The following is a 17,696-nucleotide window of genomic DNA, read 5'->3' as shown; positions in this document are numbered from 1 at the left end:
GTGCTTAGTGCTGCAGGATTTTCTCGAGGAAGTGCTGCGCACGCTCGGAGCGGGCGCTGATGTCGCCGAAGAATTCCTCTTTCGGGCAGTCTTCGATGATCTTGCCGGCGTCCATGAAGATCACCCGGTCGGCTACCTTGCGGGCGAAACCCATTTCGTGGGTCACGCACATCATGGTCATGCCTTCCTGGGCCAACTGCACCATCACGTCGAGCACTTCGTTGACCATTTCCGGGTCGAGGGCCGAGGTCGGTTCGTCGAACAGCATGACGATCGGGTCCATCGCCAGCGCACGGGCAATTGCCACACGCTGTTGCTGGCCGCCGGAAAGCTGGCCCGGGTGCTTGTGGGCGTGAGCCGACAGGCCGACGCGCTCCAGCAGTTGCAGGCCCTTCTTGGTGGCTTCTTCCTTGCTGCGGCCCAATACCTTGATCTGCGCGATGGTCAGGTTTTCGGTGATGGTCAGGTGCGGAAACAGCTCGAAGTGCTGGAACACCATGCCGACGCGCGAGCGCAGTTTCGGCAGGTTGGTCTTCGGGTCGGCAATGGAGGTGCCATCGACCACCACGTCGCCTTTCTGGAACGGTTCCAGGGCGTTGACGCACTTGATCAGGGTCGATTTGCCCGAGCCGGACGGCCCGCACACCACGATCACTTCGCCTTTTTTAACCTCGGTGCTGCAATCGGTCAGCACCTGGAAGTCGCCATACCACTTGTTGATATTCTTGATAGAGATCATACGGCAAACCTTTTTTGCAGACGCTTGACCAGCAGCGAGGCGGAAAAGCTGATGATGAAGTAGACGACACCGGCGAAGATCAGGAACTCATTGGAGCGGCCGATGATGTCGCCGTTGGAACGGGCGGAGTTGAGGAAGTCCACCAGGCCCACGGTGTAGACCAGCGAGGTGTCCTGGAACAGGATGATCGACTGTTGCAGCAGCAACGGGGTCATCTTGCGGAACGCCTGGGGCAGGATGATCAGGCGCATGGTCTGGCCGTAGGTCATGCCCATCGCTTGCGCCGCGGCCATCTGGCCCTTGGGGATCGACTGCACGCCGGCCCGCACGATTTCGCAGAAGTACGCCGCCTCGAACATCATGAAGGCCACGACGCAGGAGGTGAACGCACCGATCGGGGTGTCTTCGCCGGTGATCCAGCGCAGCACGAACGGCACCGCCAGGTAGAACCAGGTGATCACCAGCAGCAGCGGGATCGAGCGGAAGTAGTTCACGTAGGCGCCGGCCAGGCGCGACAGCAGTTTGCTGGACGACAGGCGCATCAGCGCGAGGATCGTACCCAGGATGATGCCGCCGACCACGCCCATGACCATCAACTGCAAGGTCATGACCATGCCGTTCCACAGGCCCGGGATGGCGGGGATGATGCCGCTGAAATCGAAGTCCATTATTTACCCCCCACGGAGATCAGGCCGGGCACGGCGACTTTCTTCTCGATCACGCGCATCAGCAGCATCAGGCTCATGTTCAGGGTGAAATAGATCAGCGTGGCCAGGGTGAAGGCCTCGAACAGGTTGGCCGAGAACTCGGCGGTCTGTTTGGTTTGCGCCAGCAGTTCCATCAAGCCGATCAGGGACGCCACGGAGGAGTTCTTGAAGACGTTGAGGAATTCCGAGGTAAGCGGCGGAATGATGATCCGGTAGGCCTGGGGCAGCAGCACGTTCCAGTAGATCTGCGGCAGCTTGAAGCCCATGGCGCGTGCGGCGGATTCCTGGCCCCGTGGCAGCGCCTGGATGCCGGTACGCACTTGTTCGCACACACGGGCGGCGGTGAACAGGCCCAGGCACACCACAACGCTCAGGTAGGCCGAGGTGGTCGGGTTGAGGTCTTGTTTGTACCAGTCCTGCAGGTTCTGCGGCAGCAGGTCGGGTATCAGGAAATACCAGATGAACAGCTGAACCAGCAGCGGTACGTTGCGAAACAGTTCCACGTAGCAGGTCGCGATGCCCGATACGATGCGGTTTGGCACGGTGCGCATGACGCCCAGAATGGACCCCAGCAGCAAGGCGATAATCCATGCCACGACGGCGATGGCAATGGTCCAGCCCAAGCCGGCGATGTACCAGTCGAGATAAGTCTCGCTGCCCACGCCGGTGGACTTGAAGAACACGCCCCAGTCCCAGTTGTAATTCATTAGGGTCTCCCCTCGAGATCGATCGATGTACAAGCACCCGCTTGGGGAAGATCCTTTCCCGCCCGACGGTGAACGCCAGGCACACACGATCGGCTCGAAAACCGCCAGGTCGAGTGTTCCAAAATTAAAGCCAGCAGGTAGCAACAGACGCCTGAGGGAGGGTTGGCTCCCTCAGGACATAAGCTTAGTCAGGTATCAGATTTTTACGTCAGGCGCTGGCTTGTCGCTTGGGTTGGCGATCAGATCCTTGACCTTGTCGCTCATCGGGAAGTTGAGGTTCAGGCCTTTTGGTGGGATCGGGCTCTCGAACCACTTGCTGTAGATCTTGTTGATCTCGCCGGACTTGTACAGGCCGACGATCGCATCATCCACGGCCTTCTTGAAGGCTGGGTCGTCTTTGCGAACCATGCAGGCGTAGGCTTCGAAGGACTGTGGAGTACCGGTGATGACCCAGTCGTCCGGCTTCTTGGCCTTGGCTTCTTCACCGGCCAGCAGCGCGTCGTCCATCATGAAGGCAACGGCGCGGCCGCTTTCCAGCATCTGGAAGGACTCGCCGTGGTCCTTGGCGGAGATGACGTTCATGCCCATCTGCTTGTCGGCGTTCATCGCCTTGATGATGCGCTCGGACGTGGTGCCGGCGGTGGTCACGACGTTCTTGCCTTTCAGGTCGGCGAAATCGCTGTAGGACGGCTTGCCTTCCTTGTCTTTCTTGACCAGCAGGCGGGTGCCGATTTCGAAGATATTGACGGTGAAGTCAACCTGCTGGGCGCGTTCGGCGTTGTTGGTGGTGGAGCCGCACTCGATATCCGCGGTGCCGTTCTGGATCAGCGGGATACGGGTTTGCGAGGTGACCAGGTTGTACTTGGTCTTCAGGTCGGGTTTGTTCAGGTCTTTTTTCAGGGCTTCAACGATAGCCAGCTGAATGTCGTGGGAGTAGCCCACGGGTTTGCCCGAACCATCCGCGATATAGGAAAACGGAATGGAGCTGTCGCGGTGAGCGAGAGTGATCGTGCCGGAGTCGTTGATTTTCTTCAGTGTGCCGGTGAGTTCGGCGGCGAAAACTGGAGTGCTGATCAGAGCAGCAGCGATAGCTGCGCCCAGGATATGGGGAACGATGCGCATCAATACTTCCTCGACATTTGTTTTTTTTATGAGACCGGTTGGGACGGCCACGTTTTTATATAAACAGTACTGCGAAAGCCTGTGACGGCTCCTGAGGCGCCTCAGGCAATCGCCTACGAGTGTAGAGCATGAGTCGTGCCAGACCAGAAATAAAAGGTTAACCATATGATTTATATAGAGATTAACTTTGTGTTACGGGTTTTTTCTCCTGTTTTGGTCCGGCAAACCGAATAGGTTGAGCTATGGTGTTCGGAAAACCGAATGGCGGCGTGGGCCTGTATCGCCCATGAAAAAGCCCCGGGAGTGTGGCTCCCGGGGCTTTTGGGTGTGGCTCTGTCAGAACGTGTAGTCGGCCGACACCACTGCCGCGCGGCCATCGCCGGGCACTGCCCAACCGTTGTTGCGGATACGGGTGAGGTACTCCTTGTCGAACAGGTTGTTGACGTTCAACTGCAGGTTCAACTGTTTGTTGACCTTGTAACCGAGCATCGCACGCTGCACCGCATAGCCGGGGGAAGTCGGCGAGTTGGCGGCGCTGACCAGGTACTGCTTGGTTTGCGCCGTAATGCCGTAGCCCACCTGGAAGTCGTAGGGCAGGTCGTACACCGTCCAGATGCTGGCTGCATGTTTGGGGGTGAAGGTCAGCGGCTCGCCTTTCTGCACGTCGATGCCGGTGGTTGCCAGGGTGTAATCGCTGGCGCTGCGCAGCACACGAGTGTTCAGGTAGGTGTAGTTGGCGAAGACTTTCCAGCGGTCAGTAAGTTGGCCGCTCAGGCCCAGCGCCACACCGTCTGCACGTGCCTTGCCGTCGAGGGTCTGGGTGCCGCTCAGGTTGCTCGGGTCGTTGTCGGCGACTTTATAGTTGGTGCGGTCATTGCGGAAGATCGCGCCCGTCAGCGACAGGGCGTTGTCGAGCAGGTCCCACTTGGTGCCGATCTCATAGATGACGGCGGTTTCCGGGGAAACATCGCAGTTGTTGGTGGCGATGCCTGAGCTTTTGGCCGGGGTGTAGCAACCCCCATTGACGCTGGCCTGGGACGGCGTCTTGCTGTTGCCGTAGGCGATATAGAAGCTGCCGTTTTCCACCGGTTTGTAAACCAGCGCCAGGCGGTAGGAGGTCAGGTCATCCGCCTGGCCGTAGCGAGTGCCGGGCGTTTCCACGCCAGTGCTGGAATAGGCATTGGTCACCGAGCTGCCGGCGTTGTGCTCGTAACGCAGGCCGCCGTTGATTTCCCACTGTGGGTTGAGCTTGAGCGTGTCGAAGGCATAGGCGGCGCGGTTGTTCAGCGCGCCGTCAATGTGGGCGGCCCGGGTGAAGTTGACGGGGCCGGACCATTCGGAGTTCGGGTCGCTGTAGCTGACCGGTGGTGGGACGATGGTGCTGCCGTTGGCGTTGGTCAGCCATTTACCGGTATCCGCCTCGTATTCCTCGCGGCTGATGGCGATGCCGGTCACCAGCGTGTGGTCGATGAACCCGGTGCTGAAGTGGCTGGTGACGTCGGTCTGGTTGGTGAACATCTTGTTCTGGGTGTTGCGCTCGTTACCCAGTGAGCCGCCGCTTGGCTGGAAGTAGCCCGGCTGCAGGCCCGCGGCGCAAGGGGCGCCGGTGATCTGGGTGCCGCTGGCCAGACAGCCGGTCAATGCACCTTCGGGGCCGGAAGCGCGCAGGTCCTGGCGCACCCGCTCGACGCGGGTGAAGTTGCGCACCGAGACGGCGTCGTTGAAGTCGTGTTCGAGCTTCAGGCTGAACGAGTCCGAGGTGATTTGCTGGTCATTGATGTTGTGGTAGCCGTAGTAGTCGCTCCAACCCACGCCCGGCATGGGCTTGCCGTTGTAGATCGGGATACCGTATTGCGGTGTGTTGTCGTCTTTCTGGTGCTCATAACTGACGGTGACACGTGTCGGCGTTCCCAGGCCAAACGCGATGGAGGGCGCGATGCCCCAGCGTTCGTAATCTTCATAATCGCGGCCAGGCACGTCGTTACCATGGGCCATCAGGTTCAGGCGGAACGCGGTGGTGTCGTTGAGCGTCTGGTTGGTGTCCAGGGTGGTGCGCTTGTAGTTATCGGTGCCGATGCCCGCACTGATGGTGGTTTTGTCGCGTAATTCCGGCTGTTTGCTCACCAGGTTGATGGTGCCACCGACCGCGCCGGAGCCGGAATACACCGAACTTGCGCCGCTGACGACTTCGACCTGCTCCAGGTTGAACGGGTCGGTGCGGCTGTACTGCGCGCTGTCACGCACGCCGTCCACGTAGATGTCGCCACTGGCGGAGAAGCCGCGCAGGTTGATGCTGTCGCCATACCCGCTGCCGCCTTCGCCGGCCCCGAAGGTGATCCCCGGCACGGTGCTGAGCACGTCGCGCAGGGTCAGCAGGTTCTGGTCATGAATGACTTCCTTGGGCACCACCGTGATGGTCTGCGGCGTGTCGCGCAATGGCTCGGTGTACTTGGGGGAAGAAGGAGCCACAGGGTTGTAGACGCTCTGGCTTGGGGCCTGGCCTTCGATGCTGGTCGCGCCGAGTTGGATGACCCCTGTGTTGTCTTCTGGTGCGGGCTCCGCCGCGTAACTGAATCCTCCTTGCGCAGCCACTGCCAGGCCCACTGCCGACGCGAGCAAATGCCGCGATGAGAGGGGGGCAGAACTGATGCCGGTAGCCATTGAGTAATCTCTTGTTGGTGTTAGTGAGATGCGATCGTAATTGATAAGCGATCTCAAATGTAATACTTTGTAACCAAATAAATCATGAAACTTTTTGCGGTCCTTGATCGCTACTCGGGGCAGGAATGCAGAGCGCACAGCCAGGCAGCGAGCCCTCGGATATCGGTGATAACCCGCGTGCCTATGTGCGCTGGGTGATGCATGCGGCACAGCTGGGAGATGCCGACGCACAGGCGACCCTGGCCCAGCTGCTGCTCGACGGTCGTGGCGTGCAGAAGGATGAGGCGCTGGGGTTGAGCTGGTTTCGCATCGCTGCGCGGCAGCGTCACCCCATGGCGATCAACATGATCGGGCGCTGCCTGGAGAATGGCTGGGGCTGCGAGGTCGACTTGGAAGACAGTGCGCGGCATTACCGCAAGGCCGCCGATCTGGGGCTGGATTGGGGTTTGTATAACTACGGCCAGTTGCTGACGCGTGGCCGTGGTGTGGAGCGTGACCTTGTCGCGGCATATGAACTGTTCCGCCAGGCTGCGGCCAAGGGGCACGCCAAGTCGATGAACCTGTTGGGTCGGTTCCACCATGAAGGCGTGGTGGTGCCCAAGGATGTTCAACTGGCGCGCCAGTGGTATCAGCGCTCAGCCGAGGCCGGGGATTTCCGCGGGCAATACAACCATGCTGCGGAGCTGGCTCACGACGGCGACGAAGTGCAGGCCTGCCTATGGTTGGAGCGGGCTCTCGCGACGGCCACGCCAGGCTTTTTGCAGGCGGCTTATCCCGTGTTGCTGGGCTCTGCCTTCAGCGGGATTCGTGAAATGGGCCTGCGCTATCAGCGTCATCTGCAGGCATGAAAAAGCCCCTGGACCTTTCGGTGCAGGGGCTTTTTTACGTCGGGCTGATCAGGCCGCTTCGATCTTGCCGCGGTTGTGCTCAACCTTGGACAGGTAACGCTGCACGTTCTCCTGCTCCTGCGGCGTGGTGAACAGGCCCAGCTTGCTGCGGCGCCACAGGATATCCTGGGGCTGAGTGGCCCATTCTTCAGCGCACAGGTAATCGACTTCGCGGGTGTACAGGCCGCCACCGAGGTGGTCACCCATGTCCGCCAGCGATTGCACGCCTTCCAGCAGGCGCCAGGTGCGGCTGCCGTAAGTGGTGGACCAGCGACGGGCAATCTCGCTCGGCACCCAGTCGTATTTGCTACGGATTGCATCGGCCAGGGCTTCTGGCGTGCTCATGTTTTCGCCGCCGGGCAGGGTGGCTGTAGCCGTCCAGCTTGGGCGCATCTGCGTGAAGTAAGGCGCCAGTTGTGCCATCGCCGATTCGGCCAGCTTGCGGTAGGTGGTCAGCTTGCCGCCGAACACCGACAGCAACGGCGCCTCGCCCGAGGTGCCGGACAGCGCCAGGGTGTAGTCGCGGGTCACGGCCGACGGGTTGTCGGACTCGTCGTTGCACAGCGGGCGCACGCCGGAATAGGTGTGCACGATGTCATCGCGGCTCAGTTGTTTCTTGAAGTGCGCGTTGACCACATTGAGCATGTAGTCGGTTTCACCTTCGGTAATCGCCACTTTCGCCGGGTCGCCGGTGTATTCGCGGTCGGTGGTGCCGATGATGGTCAGGTGATTCAGGTACGGAATGGTGAAGACGATACGCTGGTCTTCGTTCTGCAGGATGTGCGCGTGGGCGCCTTCATACAGCTTCGGTACGATCAGGTGGCTGCCCTGGATCAGACGGATGCCGTAGGGCGAATCCAGCTTCAAGTCATCCTTGATGAACTTGGCCACCCACGGGCCGGCAGCGTTCACCAGCGCTCGGGCGCGGATCGAGAACAGGCTGCCGTCGGCACGTTCCATGTTCATTTCCCACAGGCCTTTGCTGCGGTGTGCGCTGACGCAACGGGTCTGGGTGTGGATGTGCGCACCCTTTTCCCGCGCAGCCATGGCGTTGAGTACTACAAGGCGGGCGTCGTCGACCCAGCAATCGGAGTATTCGAAGCCTTTGGTGATTTCGCTTTTCAGCGGGCTGTCGGGGCCGAACTTGAGGCTCTTGGAGCCTTCGAGTTTTTCCCGCTTGCCCAGATGGTCATACAGGAACAGGCCGGCGCGAATCATCCATGCCGGACGCAGGTGCGGGCGGTGAGGCAATACAAAGCGCATCTGCTTGACGATGTGCGGGGCCTTGGCCAACAGCACCTCACGTTCAGCCAGGGCTTCGCGCACCAAGCGGAATTCGTAATGCTCCAGGTAACGCAGGCCACCGTGGATCAGCTTGCTGCTCGCGGAGGAAGTGTGGCTGGCCAGGTCGTCCTTTTCGCAAAGGAATACCGACAAACCGCGACCGGCTGCGTCTGCTGCAATCCCGACGCCATTGATCCCGCCACCGATAACGGCGACGTCATAGACTTCGGCAAGCGGTGGGGCAGGCAAGGTAGAAGGGTTCATCGGCTGGCCTCGCAATCTTTTTCGTATTGGAATTCGAACATAAATGTTCATTTGCGAAAATGGTAGCTTATAAACGCAGGTACAGCCAGCCCGCTTCGATTGAAAATACTGATCGAAGGGCGAAGAAAGGAAAATTTGTGAACATCAGGGGGCAGGACACCCCCTGTATAGGCTTACACCACTTCCAGCCGAATCTTGTGCTGATTCAGCAACTGCACCAGTGCCGGGACCGGCTGCTGATCGGTGACTAAACAATCAATCAAACTGATGGGTCCCAGGCGAATCATGGCGTTGCGCCCGAATTTGCTGGAGTCCGCCGCCAGGATCACCTTGCGCGCATTGGCAATGATCGCCTGGGAAACCCGTACTTCCTGATAATCGAAGTCCAGAAGGCTGCCGTCTTCATCGATACCGCTGATGCCCACCAAGGCGAAATCGACCTTGAACTGGTTGATGAAATCAACGCTGGCCTGGCCTACCACACCGCCATCCCGGCGCACGTTGCCGCCGGTCAGGAGTACGTCGAAGTCGTCTTTGGCACTCAGCATCATGGCGACGTTGAGGTTATTGGTGATGATTTTCAGGTGGCTGTGGTTAAGCAGCGCACGCGCGATCGATTCGGTGGTGGTACCGATGTTGATAAAAAGCGAGGCGTGATCGGGGATTTGCGCGGCGATGGCTTCGCCGATGCGCTGTTTTTCGTCGCGCATCTGGTCGGCACGCATGGCGTACGCGGTGTTTTCAACGCTGGAATCATAGGCTGCGCCGCCATGGTAGCGGCGCAACAGATTGGCTTCCGCCAGTTGATTGATATCGCGGCGGATGGTTTGCGGGGTGACAACGAAGAGCTGCGCCATTTCCTCGATACTCACATAGCCGCGTTCGCGAACCAGTTCGAGGATTTGTTGCTGGCGGGGAGGCAGATTCATGGTGCGTCCTTTGGGCTGCCGTAAAAAGTGGCCCATGATGACGCAGGAATCTGCTCCCTGCCAGTTACAACCCTATGCGCGTCCGGCGCTTGGCTTATTCAGCGCCTTCGTGGGGTTCCCAGTCGCGGGTGCGGCTGACTGCTTTCTGCCAGCCGGCGTAGAGTTTTTCCTTCGCCGCTTCTTCCAGCTGCGGTTCGAATTGACGCTCGATTACCGCCTTGCCACGCAGTTCGTCCAGGCTGCCCCAGAAACCGCACGCCAGGCCGGCCAGGTAGGCGGCGCCCAACGCGGTGGTTTCACGCATTTGTGGGCGTTCAACCTGGGTACCGAGGATGTCGGCCTGGAACTGCATCAGGAAGTTGTTGGCGACCGCGCCACCGTCTACCCGCAGGGATTTGAGGCGTTCGCCGGAATCCTGCTGCATGGCATCGAGTACGTCGCGGGTCTGGTAGGCAATCGACTCCAGGGCTGCACGAATGATGTGATCCACGCGTACACCACGGGTCAGGCCGAACAGCGCACCACGGGCATACGGGTCCCAGTACGGAGCGCCCAGGCCGGTGAAGGCTGGCACCAGGTACACGCCGTTGCTGTCCTTGACCTTGCCGGCGAAGTATTCGGTATCGGTGGCATCGGCGATGATCTTCAACTCATCACGCAGCCATTGCACGGTGGAACCGCCGTTGAACACGGCGCCTTCCAGGGCGTAGGCCACTTCGCCACGCGGGCCGCAGGCGATGGTGGTGAGCATGCCGTGCTTGGATTTCACCGCCTTGTCGCCGGTGTTCATCAGCAGGAAGCAGCCGGTGCCGTAGGTGTTTTTCGCCTGGCCCGGTTCTACGCACATTTGGCCAAACAGCGCCGCCTGCTGGTCACCGGCGATACCGCCGATGGCGATACCGCTTTTGGTGCGACCGTAGATTTCCGAGGAAGACTTCACTTCCGGCAGCATTTCGCGCGGCACGTCGAGAATCTCCAGCATCTTCGCATCCCACTCCAGCGTGTGGATGTTGAAGAGCATGGTGCGCGAGGCGTTGGTGTAGTCGGTGACGTGGGTCTTGCCGCCGGTAAATTTCCAGATCAGCCAGCTGTCGATGGTGCCGAACAGCAGCTCGCCGTTACGCGCACGTTCGCGACTGCCTTCGACGTTGTCGAGGATCCACTTGAGCTTGGTGCCGGAGAAGTACGGGTCGGTGACCAGGCCGGTGGTGTCGTTGATGTATTGCTCGTGACCGTCGCGCTTGAGCTGCTGGCAGATCTCGGTGCTGCGGCGGCATTGCCAGACGATCGCGTTGTAGATCGGGCGGCCGGTGATTTTGTCCCATACCACGGTGGTTTCACGCTGGTTGGTGATACCGATTGCCGCGACCTGGTCATGGTGCAGGCCGGCTTGTGCCAGGGCCTCGACCATCACCGCGCTCTGGGTGGCGAAAATCTCCATCGGGTCATGTTCGACCCAGCCGGCTTGCGGGTAATGCTGGGTGAATTCACGCTGGGCGGTGCAGACCACGTTGGCGTCACGATCGAAGATGATCGCCCGGGAACTGGTGGTGCCCTGATCGAGGGCAATGATGTAGTTCTTATTCTGAATGTCGGTCATGTCGATTGCCTTGGACGGAGAATAGGGAAGTCAGTAAACAGCCTGGGCCGCAAAAGGGCAGTACGGCCCAGGCTATCGCATCAGGAAGTACGGGTTTTGGCGGTGGCAGCCGCTTCGGTTGCATCAGTTGTAGCAGGTGCGGCGCTGGGCAGGTGACGGGCAATCAGCCCGCGATAGGCGGCAGCACCGAGGCAGGCGCCGACAATCGGCGCAAAGATCGGAATCAGGAAGTAAGGAATGTCGCGCCCGCCAGTGAAAGCCATTTCACCCCAACCGGCGAAAAAGGTCATCAGCTTGGGGCCGAAGTCACGGGCCGGGTTCATCGCAAAGCCGGTCAGCGGGCCCATGGCACTGCCGATCACGGCAATCAGCAAACCAATCAGCAGCGGCGCCAACGGGCCGCGGGGCAGGCCGTTGTTGTCATCGGTCAGGGCCATGATCACGCCCATCAGGATCGCGGTGATGACCATTTCCACCAGGAACGCCTGGGCCGTGCCCAGCAGCGGATGCGGGTAGGTGGAGAACACCGACGCCAGTTCCAGGCTGGCCTGGGTGCCGCGAATCATGTGGTGGGTTTGTTCGTAATCGAAAAACAGGTTGCTGTAGAGCGTGTAAACCAACGCGGCCGAACAGAAGGCCCCGGCGACTTGGGCGATGATGTAGAACGGCAGTTTGCGCTTGTCGAAATCGGCAAAGATGCAAAGGGCGATACTGACCGCCGGATTCAGGTGAGCCCCGGAAATGCCGGCGCTCAGGTAGATCGCCATGCTGACGCCGATCCCCCAGATGATACTGATTTCCCACAACCCAAAGCTGGCACCCGCGACCTTGAGCGCAGCAACACATCCGGTACCGAAGAAGATCAGCAACGCAGTGCCCAGGAATTCGGCCATGCATTGACTTGAAAGTGAAGGCTGTTGAAGAGCAGTTGTCATGGAAAACCTCTGTTTTTGTTGTTGTCTGGCGTTTTGCCGCACCGGGCAATCGGCGATTTTCACCGTGGCGAGGATCCCCATCCTGTTCGCGGCTTACTGCTGTGAATCCGTAGGTGCATTCCTACAGTATTCGTAAACGAAAAAATATAGACAAGAATGACGGCTGTCAAAGGTCGAAAGTGAACGATCGGTCATTTTGTAATTATTGGTGTGATGAATGATCGTGCCGTGGGCGCGGGAAGCGGCAGGGGAAGTGCGCGTGAGCGCGTGGCAGAGGGCTTCGGACTAGAGCCTTTTGCTTGTTGTTGGCCTAGAATTGGCTGTCTGTTTTTTCACCTTTTTGCCAAGCCTGGAGCCCACATGACGCCCGCATTGGACCTGTTGAAAAAAGTTCGCGCCGAACATCGAATTCACAGTTACGAACATGACCCCAAGGCAGCGTCCTATGGTCTGGAGGCCGCGGAAAAATTGGGCCTGGACCCGGCGCAGGTGTTCAAGACCCTGCTGGCCAGCAGTGAAAAAGCCGAGCTGCTGGTGGCGGTTGTGCCGGTCGTCGGAAGTTTGGATTTAAAGGCGTTGGCGCAGGCGGCGGGGGTAAAAAAGGTCGAGATGGCAGACCCGGCAGCGGCGCAACGGGCCACCGGTTACTTACTAGGCGGCATCAGCCCGCTGGGGCAGAAGAAACGCCTGCGCACCTTCATCGATGTGACGGCGCAGTCGTTTCCGACAATTTTTATCAGTGCGGGGAGAAGGGGGCTTGAGGTGGAGTTGGCAGCGACAGTGCTGGCCGAACACACCCAGGCCAAGTTCGCGGAAATTGGCCGGGCGTGATGCGTTGACGTCAGGAGGCGGTGCTGTAGCGTCGAACGCCTGACTCAACCTGAGGGATTTGTGCTGCGGTGCTGCCTGAGGCCTGGAACAACACCAGGTGCTCGGCTGCCACGCGAATGCCCACGTCGGCACCGACCAAGTGATCGGCGTGGCTGGGGAAGATCGACTCCAGCTGAGCGCCTGTCGGCAGCTGCAAGCGATACAGGGTCGACGCGCCGAGGAACGTCTTGCCGACAATCCGCGCCTTCAAGGCGCTGTCCGGTGCATAAACGATGTCGTCCGGGCGCAGCAACACATCCACCGCGCCGCCGGTTGGCCAGGTGTAGGCACGATTGCCGCGCAACTCCCCCAGTTCGGTGGTAACCGATTCCGGCGTGTTCAACTGCCCGCGAATGAAGTAACCCTGGCCAATGAAGCTGGCGACAAAGGGTGTCAGCGGTTCGTGATAGAGGTTGTAGGGCGTATCCCACTGCTCCAGGCGACCCTCCTTGAACACGCCGACATGGTCACTCACTGCGAAGGCTTCTTCCTGGTCGTGGGTCACCAGAATCGCACTGGTGCCCCGCGCCTTGAGGATATCGCGTACTTCGTGGCTGAGTTTGCGCCGCAGTTCGCCGTCGAGGTTGGAGAAGGGTTCGTCCAGCAGCAACAATTGCGGTTCCGGCGCCAGGGCGCGAGCTAGGGCGACGCGTTGCTGCTGGCCGCCCGAGAGTTCGTGGGGGAAGCGCTTGCCGAGGTTTTTCAGGTTCACCAGTTCCAGCAATTCAGCGACCACACGCTCTTTTTGCGGGTGCTTGCGAATGCCGAAGGCGATGTTGTCAGCCACGCTGAGGTGTGGAAACAGCGCGTAGTCCTGGAACACCATGCCGATCCGACGTTTCTCCGGGGCCAGTGTGAAACCGGCGCTGGAAATGACTTCGCCTGCCAGGCTGATCTCGCCTTCATGCACCGGCTCAAACCCGGCAATCGCTCGCAGGGTGGTGGTCTTGCCGCAGCCCGAGGAGCCCAGCAGGCAACCGATGTCGCCGGCGTTGAGGTGCAGATTGAGGTTCTGCACCACCCGTTGGTCTTGATAGCCGCATGCCAGATTGCGCAGGTTCAGCAGTAGTGGCTGGCTCATGCAGGACGGTACGCCGGCGCAACCAGAAACTCGAGCAGGGCTTTTTGTGCGTGCAGGCGGTTTTCCGCCTGGGCCCAGGCTACTGAACGTTGATCGTCCAGCAGGTCGAGACTGATTTCTTCGCCACGGTGGGCGGGCAGGCAGTGCATGAACAGCACGTCCGGCGCGGCCAGGTCGAGCAGGGCGCGGGTGACCTGGAACGGGGCGAAGAGCTTGAGGCGCTTGGCGGTTTCCTCTTCCTGGCCCATGGAGGTCCACACGTCGGTGCTCACCAGGTGTGCGCCGATGACCGCCTCACGCGGGTCGCGGACGATGGTCACGCGGTCGCCGGCCTGGGCCAGGAAACGTGCATCCGGCTCGTAGCCTTCAGGGCAGGCAACGCGCAATTTGAAGTCGAACTGGATCGCCGCTTCTATATAGCTGTTGCACATGTTGTTGCCGTCGCCGATCCAGGCCACGGTCTTGCCCTGGATCGAGCCGCGCTGTTCGAGGAAGGTTTGCATGTCGGCCAGCAACTGGCAGGGGTGCAGGTCATCGGACAGGCCGTTGATCACGGGCACTCGGGAGTTGGCGGCAAATTCGGTCAGGGTGCTGTGGGCGAAGGTACGGATCATCACCGCATCCAGCATGCTCGACATCACGATCGCGCAATCGCTGATCGGCTCGCCACGGCCCAGTTGGGTATCGCGAGGTGACAGGAAGATAGCCTGGCCGCCGAGCTGAATCATGCCGGCTTCGAAAGACACGCGGGTGCGGGTCGACGACTTCTCGAAAATCATCCCGAGCACGCGGTTTTTCAAAGGCTCGAACAGTACGCCGCGGTTACGCAGGTCTTTAAGCTCAATGCCTCGACGGAGCACGCTGACCAGCTCTTCGGGCGTGCAATCCATCAGGGAGAGAAAGTGCCTTGCGCTCATCATTAACTACCTTTTTGCAACAGACCGCAGATACTCAAAGCCTGGTTTATTTTGAAAACGGGCGAGACCTGCGGCGAAAGCCGCACGGGGCGACGAAATAGGGGAAGGCGCGATCTTATAATTAAATGTCGCGTCTTACCAATAGGGCTACAGTTTTTAGGGGAGTTCAAGGACGCGGGGAGGGCGCTTTTGAAGCCTGTTTCCTGACAGCAGCGGGTCATTTGTACACTGGCGCTGCGCCACATTGCAATGCGTGAGGGCGGGCTGAGGCCGGGCTGCGTCGGTTTCAGCGGGCTGCCGAAGGCTTCTGAAACATTTCCTGATGTTTCCTCATGGCCTGGCCTGATGCCCCTGGATTCACACGACGAACGTTGCTGGCGCTGCTGGCCCCGGCGGGCCATAGTTTTCGTCCGAAGTGCCTAGCCCACAATAAAAGAGACTGGCCATGACCAAGACTCTCCACCACCGTGCCTGCCATCTGTGCGAAGCCATCTGCGGCCTCACACTGGAGACCACCCAGGGCGAAGACGCAAGCCTGGCGATCACCTCGATCAAGGGCGACCCCCTGGATACGTTCAGCCGTGGCCATATCTGCCCCAAGGCCGTGGCCCTGCAAGACATCCAGAATGACCCGGACCGCCTGCACCAGCCCATGTTGCGGGTGGGCAGCGAATGGCAGCCGATCCCGTGGGAAGACGCCTTTGTACTTGTAGCCGAGCGCCTGGCCGCGATTCAGGCGCGTCACGGGCAGAACGCGGTGGCGGTGTACCAGGGCAATCCGAGCGTGCATAACTATGGCCTGATGACCCACAGCAACTACTTCCTTGGCCAGCTGAAGACCCGCAATCGTTTTTCCGCCACCTCGGTGGACCAGTTACCCCACCACCTCACCAGCCACCTGATGTACGGCCACGGCCTGTTGCTGCCGATCCCGGACATCGACCATACCGATTTCATGCTGATCCTCGGCGGCAACCCGTTGGCGTCCAACGGCAGCATCATGACCGTGCCGGATGTGGAGAAACGCCTGAAGGCCATCCAGGCTCGCGGCGGCAAAGTCGTGGTGGTTGATCCGCGCCGCAGCGAGACGGCGGCGATGGCCGACCAGCATCTGTTCGTGCGCCCGGGCGGTGATGCGGCGTTGTTGTTCGGATTGCTCAATACACTGTTTGCCGAGAACCTGACCCGTGACAGTCACCTGCCGGTGGACGGCCTGGATGACGTGCGCCACGCCGTGGCCGGATTCACCGCCGAGGCCATGAGCCGTCAATGTGCGGTGCCCGCCGAGCAGATCCGCCAGTTGGCCCGGGACTTCGCTGCGGCCGACACAGCGGTGTGTTATGGCCGCATGGGCGTTTCGACCCAGGCGTTCGGCACGCTGTGCCATTGGCTGGTGCAGTTGATCAACCTGGTGACCGGTAATCTGGATCGAGTCGGCGGGGCCTTGTGCACTACGCCGGCCGTCGACCTGGTGGCCTCGACTTCCGGCGGGCATTTCAATCGCTGGCAAAGCCGGGTTTCCGGGCGACCCGAGTACGGGGGCGAGTTGCCGGTGTCGGCGCTGGCTGAAGAAATGCTCACTGAGGGTGAAGGACAAATCCGTGCGCTGGTGACGGTGGCGGGCAATCCGGTGCTCTCCACGCCTAACGGCCGGCAGTTGGAACAGGCGCTTGATGGCCTGGAGTTCATGGTCAGCATCGACCTGTATATCAACGAGACCACGCGTTATGCCGACCTGATCCTGCCGTCCACCTCGGCCCTGGAAAACGATCACTACGACACCACCTTCAATATGTTCGCGGTGCGTAACGTCACCCGTTTCAATCGCGCCATCCTACCGAAACCCGAGGGTGCGTTGCATGACTGGGAAATCTTCGTCGGCCTGGCCCGGGCGTTTGCCGAGAAGACGGGTAATACACTCAAACCGACGATGCCGCCTGCGCAGATGATCGACTTCGGGCTGCGAGCCGGGCCTTATGGCGACAGGTTGTCCATTGCCGCGCTGGCCGATCACCCTCATGGCCTGGACCTCGGGCCGCTGAAACCCAACCTCGCAGGCCGCCTGAAAACCGCCAATGGCCATCTGCAGGCTGCACCGTCGGTTATCCTTGCCGACCTGGCGCGCTTTGCCGCGCAGCCGGTGCCCGAGGTGAATGAGTTGCTGCTGATCGGCCGCCGGCATGTGCGCAGCAACAACTCCTGGATGCATAACTACCACCGGCTGGTGAAGGGCAAGCCTCGCCATCAACTGCTGATGCATCCGGATGACCTTGCCCATCGCCAGTTGACTGACGGGCAGCGGGTACGGGTCAGCTCGCGGATCGGCATGATCGAGGTGGAAGTGTTGGCCAGTCTCGACATGATGCCCGGCGTGGTCAGCCTGCCTCACGGTTGGGGCCACGGCCGCCCTGGCGTGCAGATGACCATCGCCAGCGGGCAGCCGGGGGCGAGCGCGAATGACCTGACGGATGAGCGGCAACTGGATGAGCTGTCGGGCAACGCAGCGTTGAACGGCGTGCCGGTGCAGGTGGCGGCGGCGTAAGGATTGTCTGTCGGGGAGTCCGAGCGTCACGCTGGGGTTTGCGTTACAATGCGCCACCGTGCCGACCCATGAGTCGGAAAGTTCCAGCCGAGGTGTTCCATGGATATCATCGAAACGATCAAAGAGCAGATTGCCAACAACACTATTCTGCTTTACATGAAGGGCGCCCCTAACGCTCCCCAGTGTGGCTTCTCCGCAAAGGCTTCCCAGGCAATCATGCAATGTGGCGAGAAGTTCGCCTACGTGGATATCCTGCAGAACCCGGAAATCCGCGCCAACCTGCCGAAGTACGCCAACTGGCCAACCTTCCCGCAGCTGTGGGTTGCCGGTGAGCTGGTCGGCGGTAGCGACATCATCACCGAAATGGCGGCTGATGGTTCGTTGCAGGCACTGATCAAAGACGCAGCGGCCAAAGCAGCTGCGAAGACCGAAGCCTGAATTGTTTTAGGCC

At 60.3% G+C, this 17,696-nt stretch carries 15 protein-coding genes; 4 read left to right on the top strand and 11 right to left on the bottom strand.

What is annotated here, in order from left to right:
• Window positions 1–4: 4 nt before the first annotated feature.
• From JV201_RS23710 to JV201_RS23690, 5 genes are all read right to left on the bottom strand, one after another.
• Window positions 5–739: an amino acid ABC transporter ATP-binding protein gene (locus JV201_RS23710; RefSeq protein ID WP_003208734.1), complete on the bottom strand. Its 735-nt coding sequence runs from the start codon at window positions 737–739 to the stop codon at window positions 5–7.
• Window positions 736–1,407 (bottom strand): amino acid ABC transporter permease, encoded by a 672-nt coding sequence (locus JV201_RS23705; protein WP_003208733.1) that lies wholly within the window; start codon window positions 1,405–1,407, stop codon window positions 736–738. Before JV201_RS23705 ends, JV201_RS23710 begins: the two co-directional genes overlap by 4 nt.
• On the bottom strand, window positions 1,407–2,153 hold the full coding sequence (locus tag JV201_RS23700; protein ID WP_083359915.1) for an amino acid ABC transporter permease: 747 nt from the start codon (window positions 2,151–2,153) through the stop codon (window positions 1,407–1,409). The genes JV201_RS23705 and JV201_RS23700 overlap by 1 nt, the downstream gene beginning before the upstream one ends.
• A 195-nt stretch (window positions 2,154–2,348) precedes the next feature.
• The gene (locus JV201_RS23695) at window positions 2,349–3,275 is read right to left on the bottom strand and encodes a glutamate/aspartate ABC transporter substrate-binding protein (protein ID WP_008433481.1); all 927 of its coding nucleotides are present in this window, start codon (window positions 3,273–3,275) and stop codon (window positions 2,349–2,351) included.
• A gap of 336 nt (window positions 3,276–3,611) precedes the next feature.
• A complete protein-coding gene (locus JV201_RS23690) occupies window positions 3,612–5,936 on the bottom strand; it encodes a TonB-dependent siderophore receptor (protein WP_219406105.1) in 2,325 nt (774 codons plus the stop codon).
• A gap of 125 nt (window positions 5,937–6,061) precedes the next feature.
• On the opposite strand from JV201_RS23690, the gene JV201_RS23685 reads away from it, so the two are divergent.
• Window positions 6,062–6,784 carry a tetratricopeptide repeat protein gene (locus tag JV201_RS23685; protein ID WP_003208726.1) on the top strand — a complete coding sequence of 241 codons (723 nt, stop codon included), beginning with the start codon at window positions 6,062–6,064 and terminating at the stop codon, window positions 6,782–6,784.
• A 48-nt stretch (window positions 6,785–6,832) separates the two neighbouring features.
• Here the strand turns inward: JV201_RS23685 and glpD are convergent, their stop codons facing one another.
• The 4 genes from glpD to JV201_RS23665 all read right to left on the bottom strand — a co-directional run bounded on the left by glpD (window position 6,833) and on the right by JV201_RS23665 (window position 11,835).
• Window positions 6,833–8,371: a glycerol-3-phosphate dehydrogenase gene (gene glpD, locus JV201_RS23680; RefSeq protein ID WP_008433488.1), complete on the bottom strand. Its 1,539-nt coding sequence runs from the start codon at window positions 8,369–8,371 to the stop codon at window positions 6,833–6,835.
• A 173-nt stretch (window positions 8,372–8,544) separates the two neighbouring features.
• On the bottom strand, window positions 8,545–9,300 hold the full coding sequence (locus tag JV201_RS23675) for a DeoR/GlpR family transcriptional regulator (RefSeq protein WP_003208723.1): 756 nt from the start codon (window positions 9,298–9,300) through the stop codon (window positions 8,545–8,547).
• 94 nt (window positions 9,301–9,394) lie between these two features.
• Window positions 9,395–10,900: a glycerol kinase GlpK gene (gene glpK, locus JV201_RS23670; RefSeq protein ID WP_003208721.1), complete on the bottom strand. Its 1,506-nt coding sequence runs from the start codon at window positions 10,898–10,900 to the stop codon at window positions 9,395–9,397.
• Window positions 10,901–10,980: 80 nt separating this feature from the next.
• Window positions 10,981–11,835 (bottom strand): MIP/aquaporin family protein, encoded by an 855-nt coding sequence (locus JV201_RS23665; RefSeq protein WP_008433490.1) that lies wholly within the window; start codon window positions 11,833–11,835, stop codon window positions 10,981–10,983.
• Window positions 11,836–12,195: 360 nt separating this feature from the next.
• On the opposite strand from JV201_RS23665, the gene ybaK reads away from it, so the two are divergent.
• On the top strand, window positions 12,196–12,666 hold the full coding sequence (ybaK, locus tag JV201_RS23660) for a Cys-tRNA(Pro) deacylase (protein ID WP_003208718.1): 471 nt from the start codon (window positions 12,196–12,198) through the stop codon (window positions 12,664–12,666).
• 10 nt (window positions 12,667–12,676) lie between these two features.
• On the opposite strand, the gene JV201_RS23655 is transcribed toward ybaK, so the two are convergent.
• Together JV201_RS23655 and argF are read right to left on the bottom strand one after the other, a co-directional pair.
• A complete protein-coding gene (locus tag JV201_RS23655; protein ID WP_008433494.1) occupies window positions 12,677–13,786 on the bottom strand; it encodes an ABC transporter ATP-binding protein in 1,110 nt (369 codons plus the stop codon).
• The gene (argF, locus tag JV201_RS23650; protein WP_003208712.1) at window positions 13,783–14,703 is read right to left on the bottom strand and encodes an ornithine carbamoyltransferase; all 921 of its coding nucleotides are present in this window, start codon (window positions 14,701–14,703) and stop codon (window positions 13,783–13,785) included. Before argF ends, JV201_RS23655 begins: the two co-directional genes overlap by 4 nt.
• 445 nt (window positions 14,704–15,148) lie before the next feature.
• Between argF and JV201_RS23645 the strand changes: the two genes are divergently transcribed.
• Together JV201_RS23645 and grxD are read left to right on the top strand one after the other, a co-directional pair.
• The gene (locus JV201_RS23645; RefSeq protein ID WP_008433498.1) at window positions 15,149–17,245 is read left to right on the top strand and encodes a molybdopterin oxidoreductase family protein; all 2,097 of its coding nucleotides are present in this window, start codon (window positions 15,149–15,151) and stop codon (window positions 17,243–17,245) included.
• Between the two features lie 99 nt (window positions 17,246–17,344).
• The gene (gene grxD, locus JV201_RS23640) at window positions 17,345–17,683 is read left to right on the top strand and encodes a Grx4 family monothiol glutaredoxin (protein WP_003208710.1); all 339 of its coding nucleotides are present in this window, start codon (window positions 17,345–17,347) and stop codon (window positions 17,681–17,683) included.
• Window positions 17,684–17,696: the final 13 nt, after the last annotated feature.

It is taken from the genome of Pseudomonas sp. Colony2 (assembly GCF_019382755.1).
In the GTDB taxonomy this organism is placed as follows: Bacteria; Pseudomonadota; Gammaproteobacteria; order Pseudomonadales; family Pseudomonadaceae; genus Aquipseudomonas.
This window is presented reverse-complemented; position numbering and strand designations above follow the sequence as displayed.

What these genes read in the sequence shown, in the direction of transcription:
- JV201_RS23710 (WP_003208734.1), bottom strand. Translation starts at nt 739, where the DNA reads ATGATCTCTATCAAGAATATCAACAAGTGGTATGGCGACTTCCAGGTG.
- JV201_RS23705 (WP_003208733.1), bottom strand. Translation starts at nt 1,407, where the DNA reads ATGGACTTCGATTTCAGCGGCATCATCCCCGCCATCCCGGGCCTGTGG.
- JV201_RS23700 (WP_083359915.1), bottom strand. Translation starts at nt 2,153, where the DNA reads ATGAATTACAACTGGGACTGGGGCGTGTTCTTCAAGTCCACCGGCGTG.
- JV201_RS23695 (WP_008433481.1), bottom strand. Translation starts at nt 3,275, where the DNA reads ATGCGCATCGTTCCCCATATCCTGGGCGCAGCTATCGCTGCTGCTCTG.
- JV201_RS23690 (WP_219406105.1), bottom strand. Translation starts at nt 5,936, where the DNA reads ATGGCTACCGGCATCAGTTCTGCCCCCCTCTCATCGCGGCATTTGCTC.
- JV201_RS23685 (WP_003208726.1), top strand. Translation starts at nt 6,062, where the DNA reads ATGCAGAGCGCACAGCCAGGCAGCGAGCCCTCGGATATCGGTGATAAC.
- glpD (WP_008433488.1), bottom strand. Translation starts at nt 8,371, where the DNA reads ATGAACCCTTCTACCTTGCCTGCCCCACCGCTTGCCGAAGTCTATGAC.
- JV201_RS23675 (WP_003208723.1), bottom strand. Translation starts at nt 9,300, where the DNA reads ATGAATCTGCCTCCCCGCCAGCAACAAATCCTCGAACTGGTTCGCGAA.
- glpK (WP_003208721.1), bottom strand. Translation starts at nt 10,900, where the DNA reads ATGACCGACATTCAGAATAAGAACTACATCATTGCCCTCGATCAGGGC.
- JV201_RS23665 (WP_008433490.1), bottom strand. Translation starts at nt 11,835, where the DNA reads ATGACAACTGCTCTTCAACAGCCTTCACTTTCAAGTCAATGCATGGCC.
- ybaK (WP_003208718.1), top strand. Translation starts at nt 12,196, where the DNA reads ATGACGCCCGCATTGGACCTGTTGAAAAAAGTTCGCGCCGAACATCGA.
- JV201_RS23655 (WP_008433494.1), bottom strand. Translation starts at nt 13,786, where the DNA reads ATGAGCCAGCCACTACTGCTGAACCTGCGCAATCTGGCATGCGGCTAT.
- argF (WP_003208712.1), bottom strand. Translation starts at nt 14,703, where the DNA reads ATGAGCGCAAGGCACTTTCTCTCCCTGATGGATTGCACGCCCGAAGAG.
- JV201_RS23645 (WP_008433498.1), top strand. Translation starts at nt 15,149, where the DNA reads ATGACCAAGACTCTCCACCACCGTGCCTGCCATCTGTGCGAAGCCATC.
- grxD (WP_003208710.1), top strand. Translation starts at nt 17,345, where the DNA reads ATGGATATCATCGAAACGATCAAAGAGCAGATTGCCAACAACACTATT.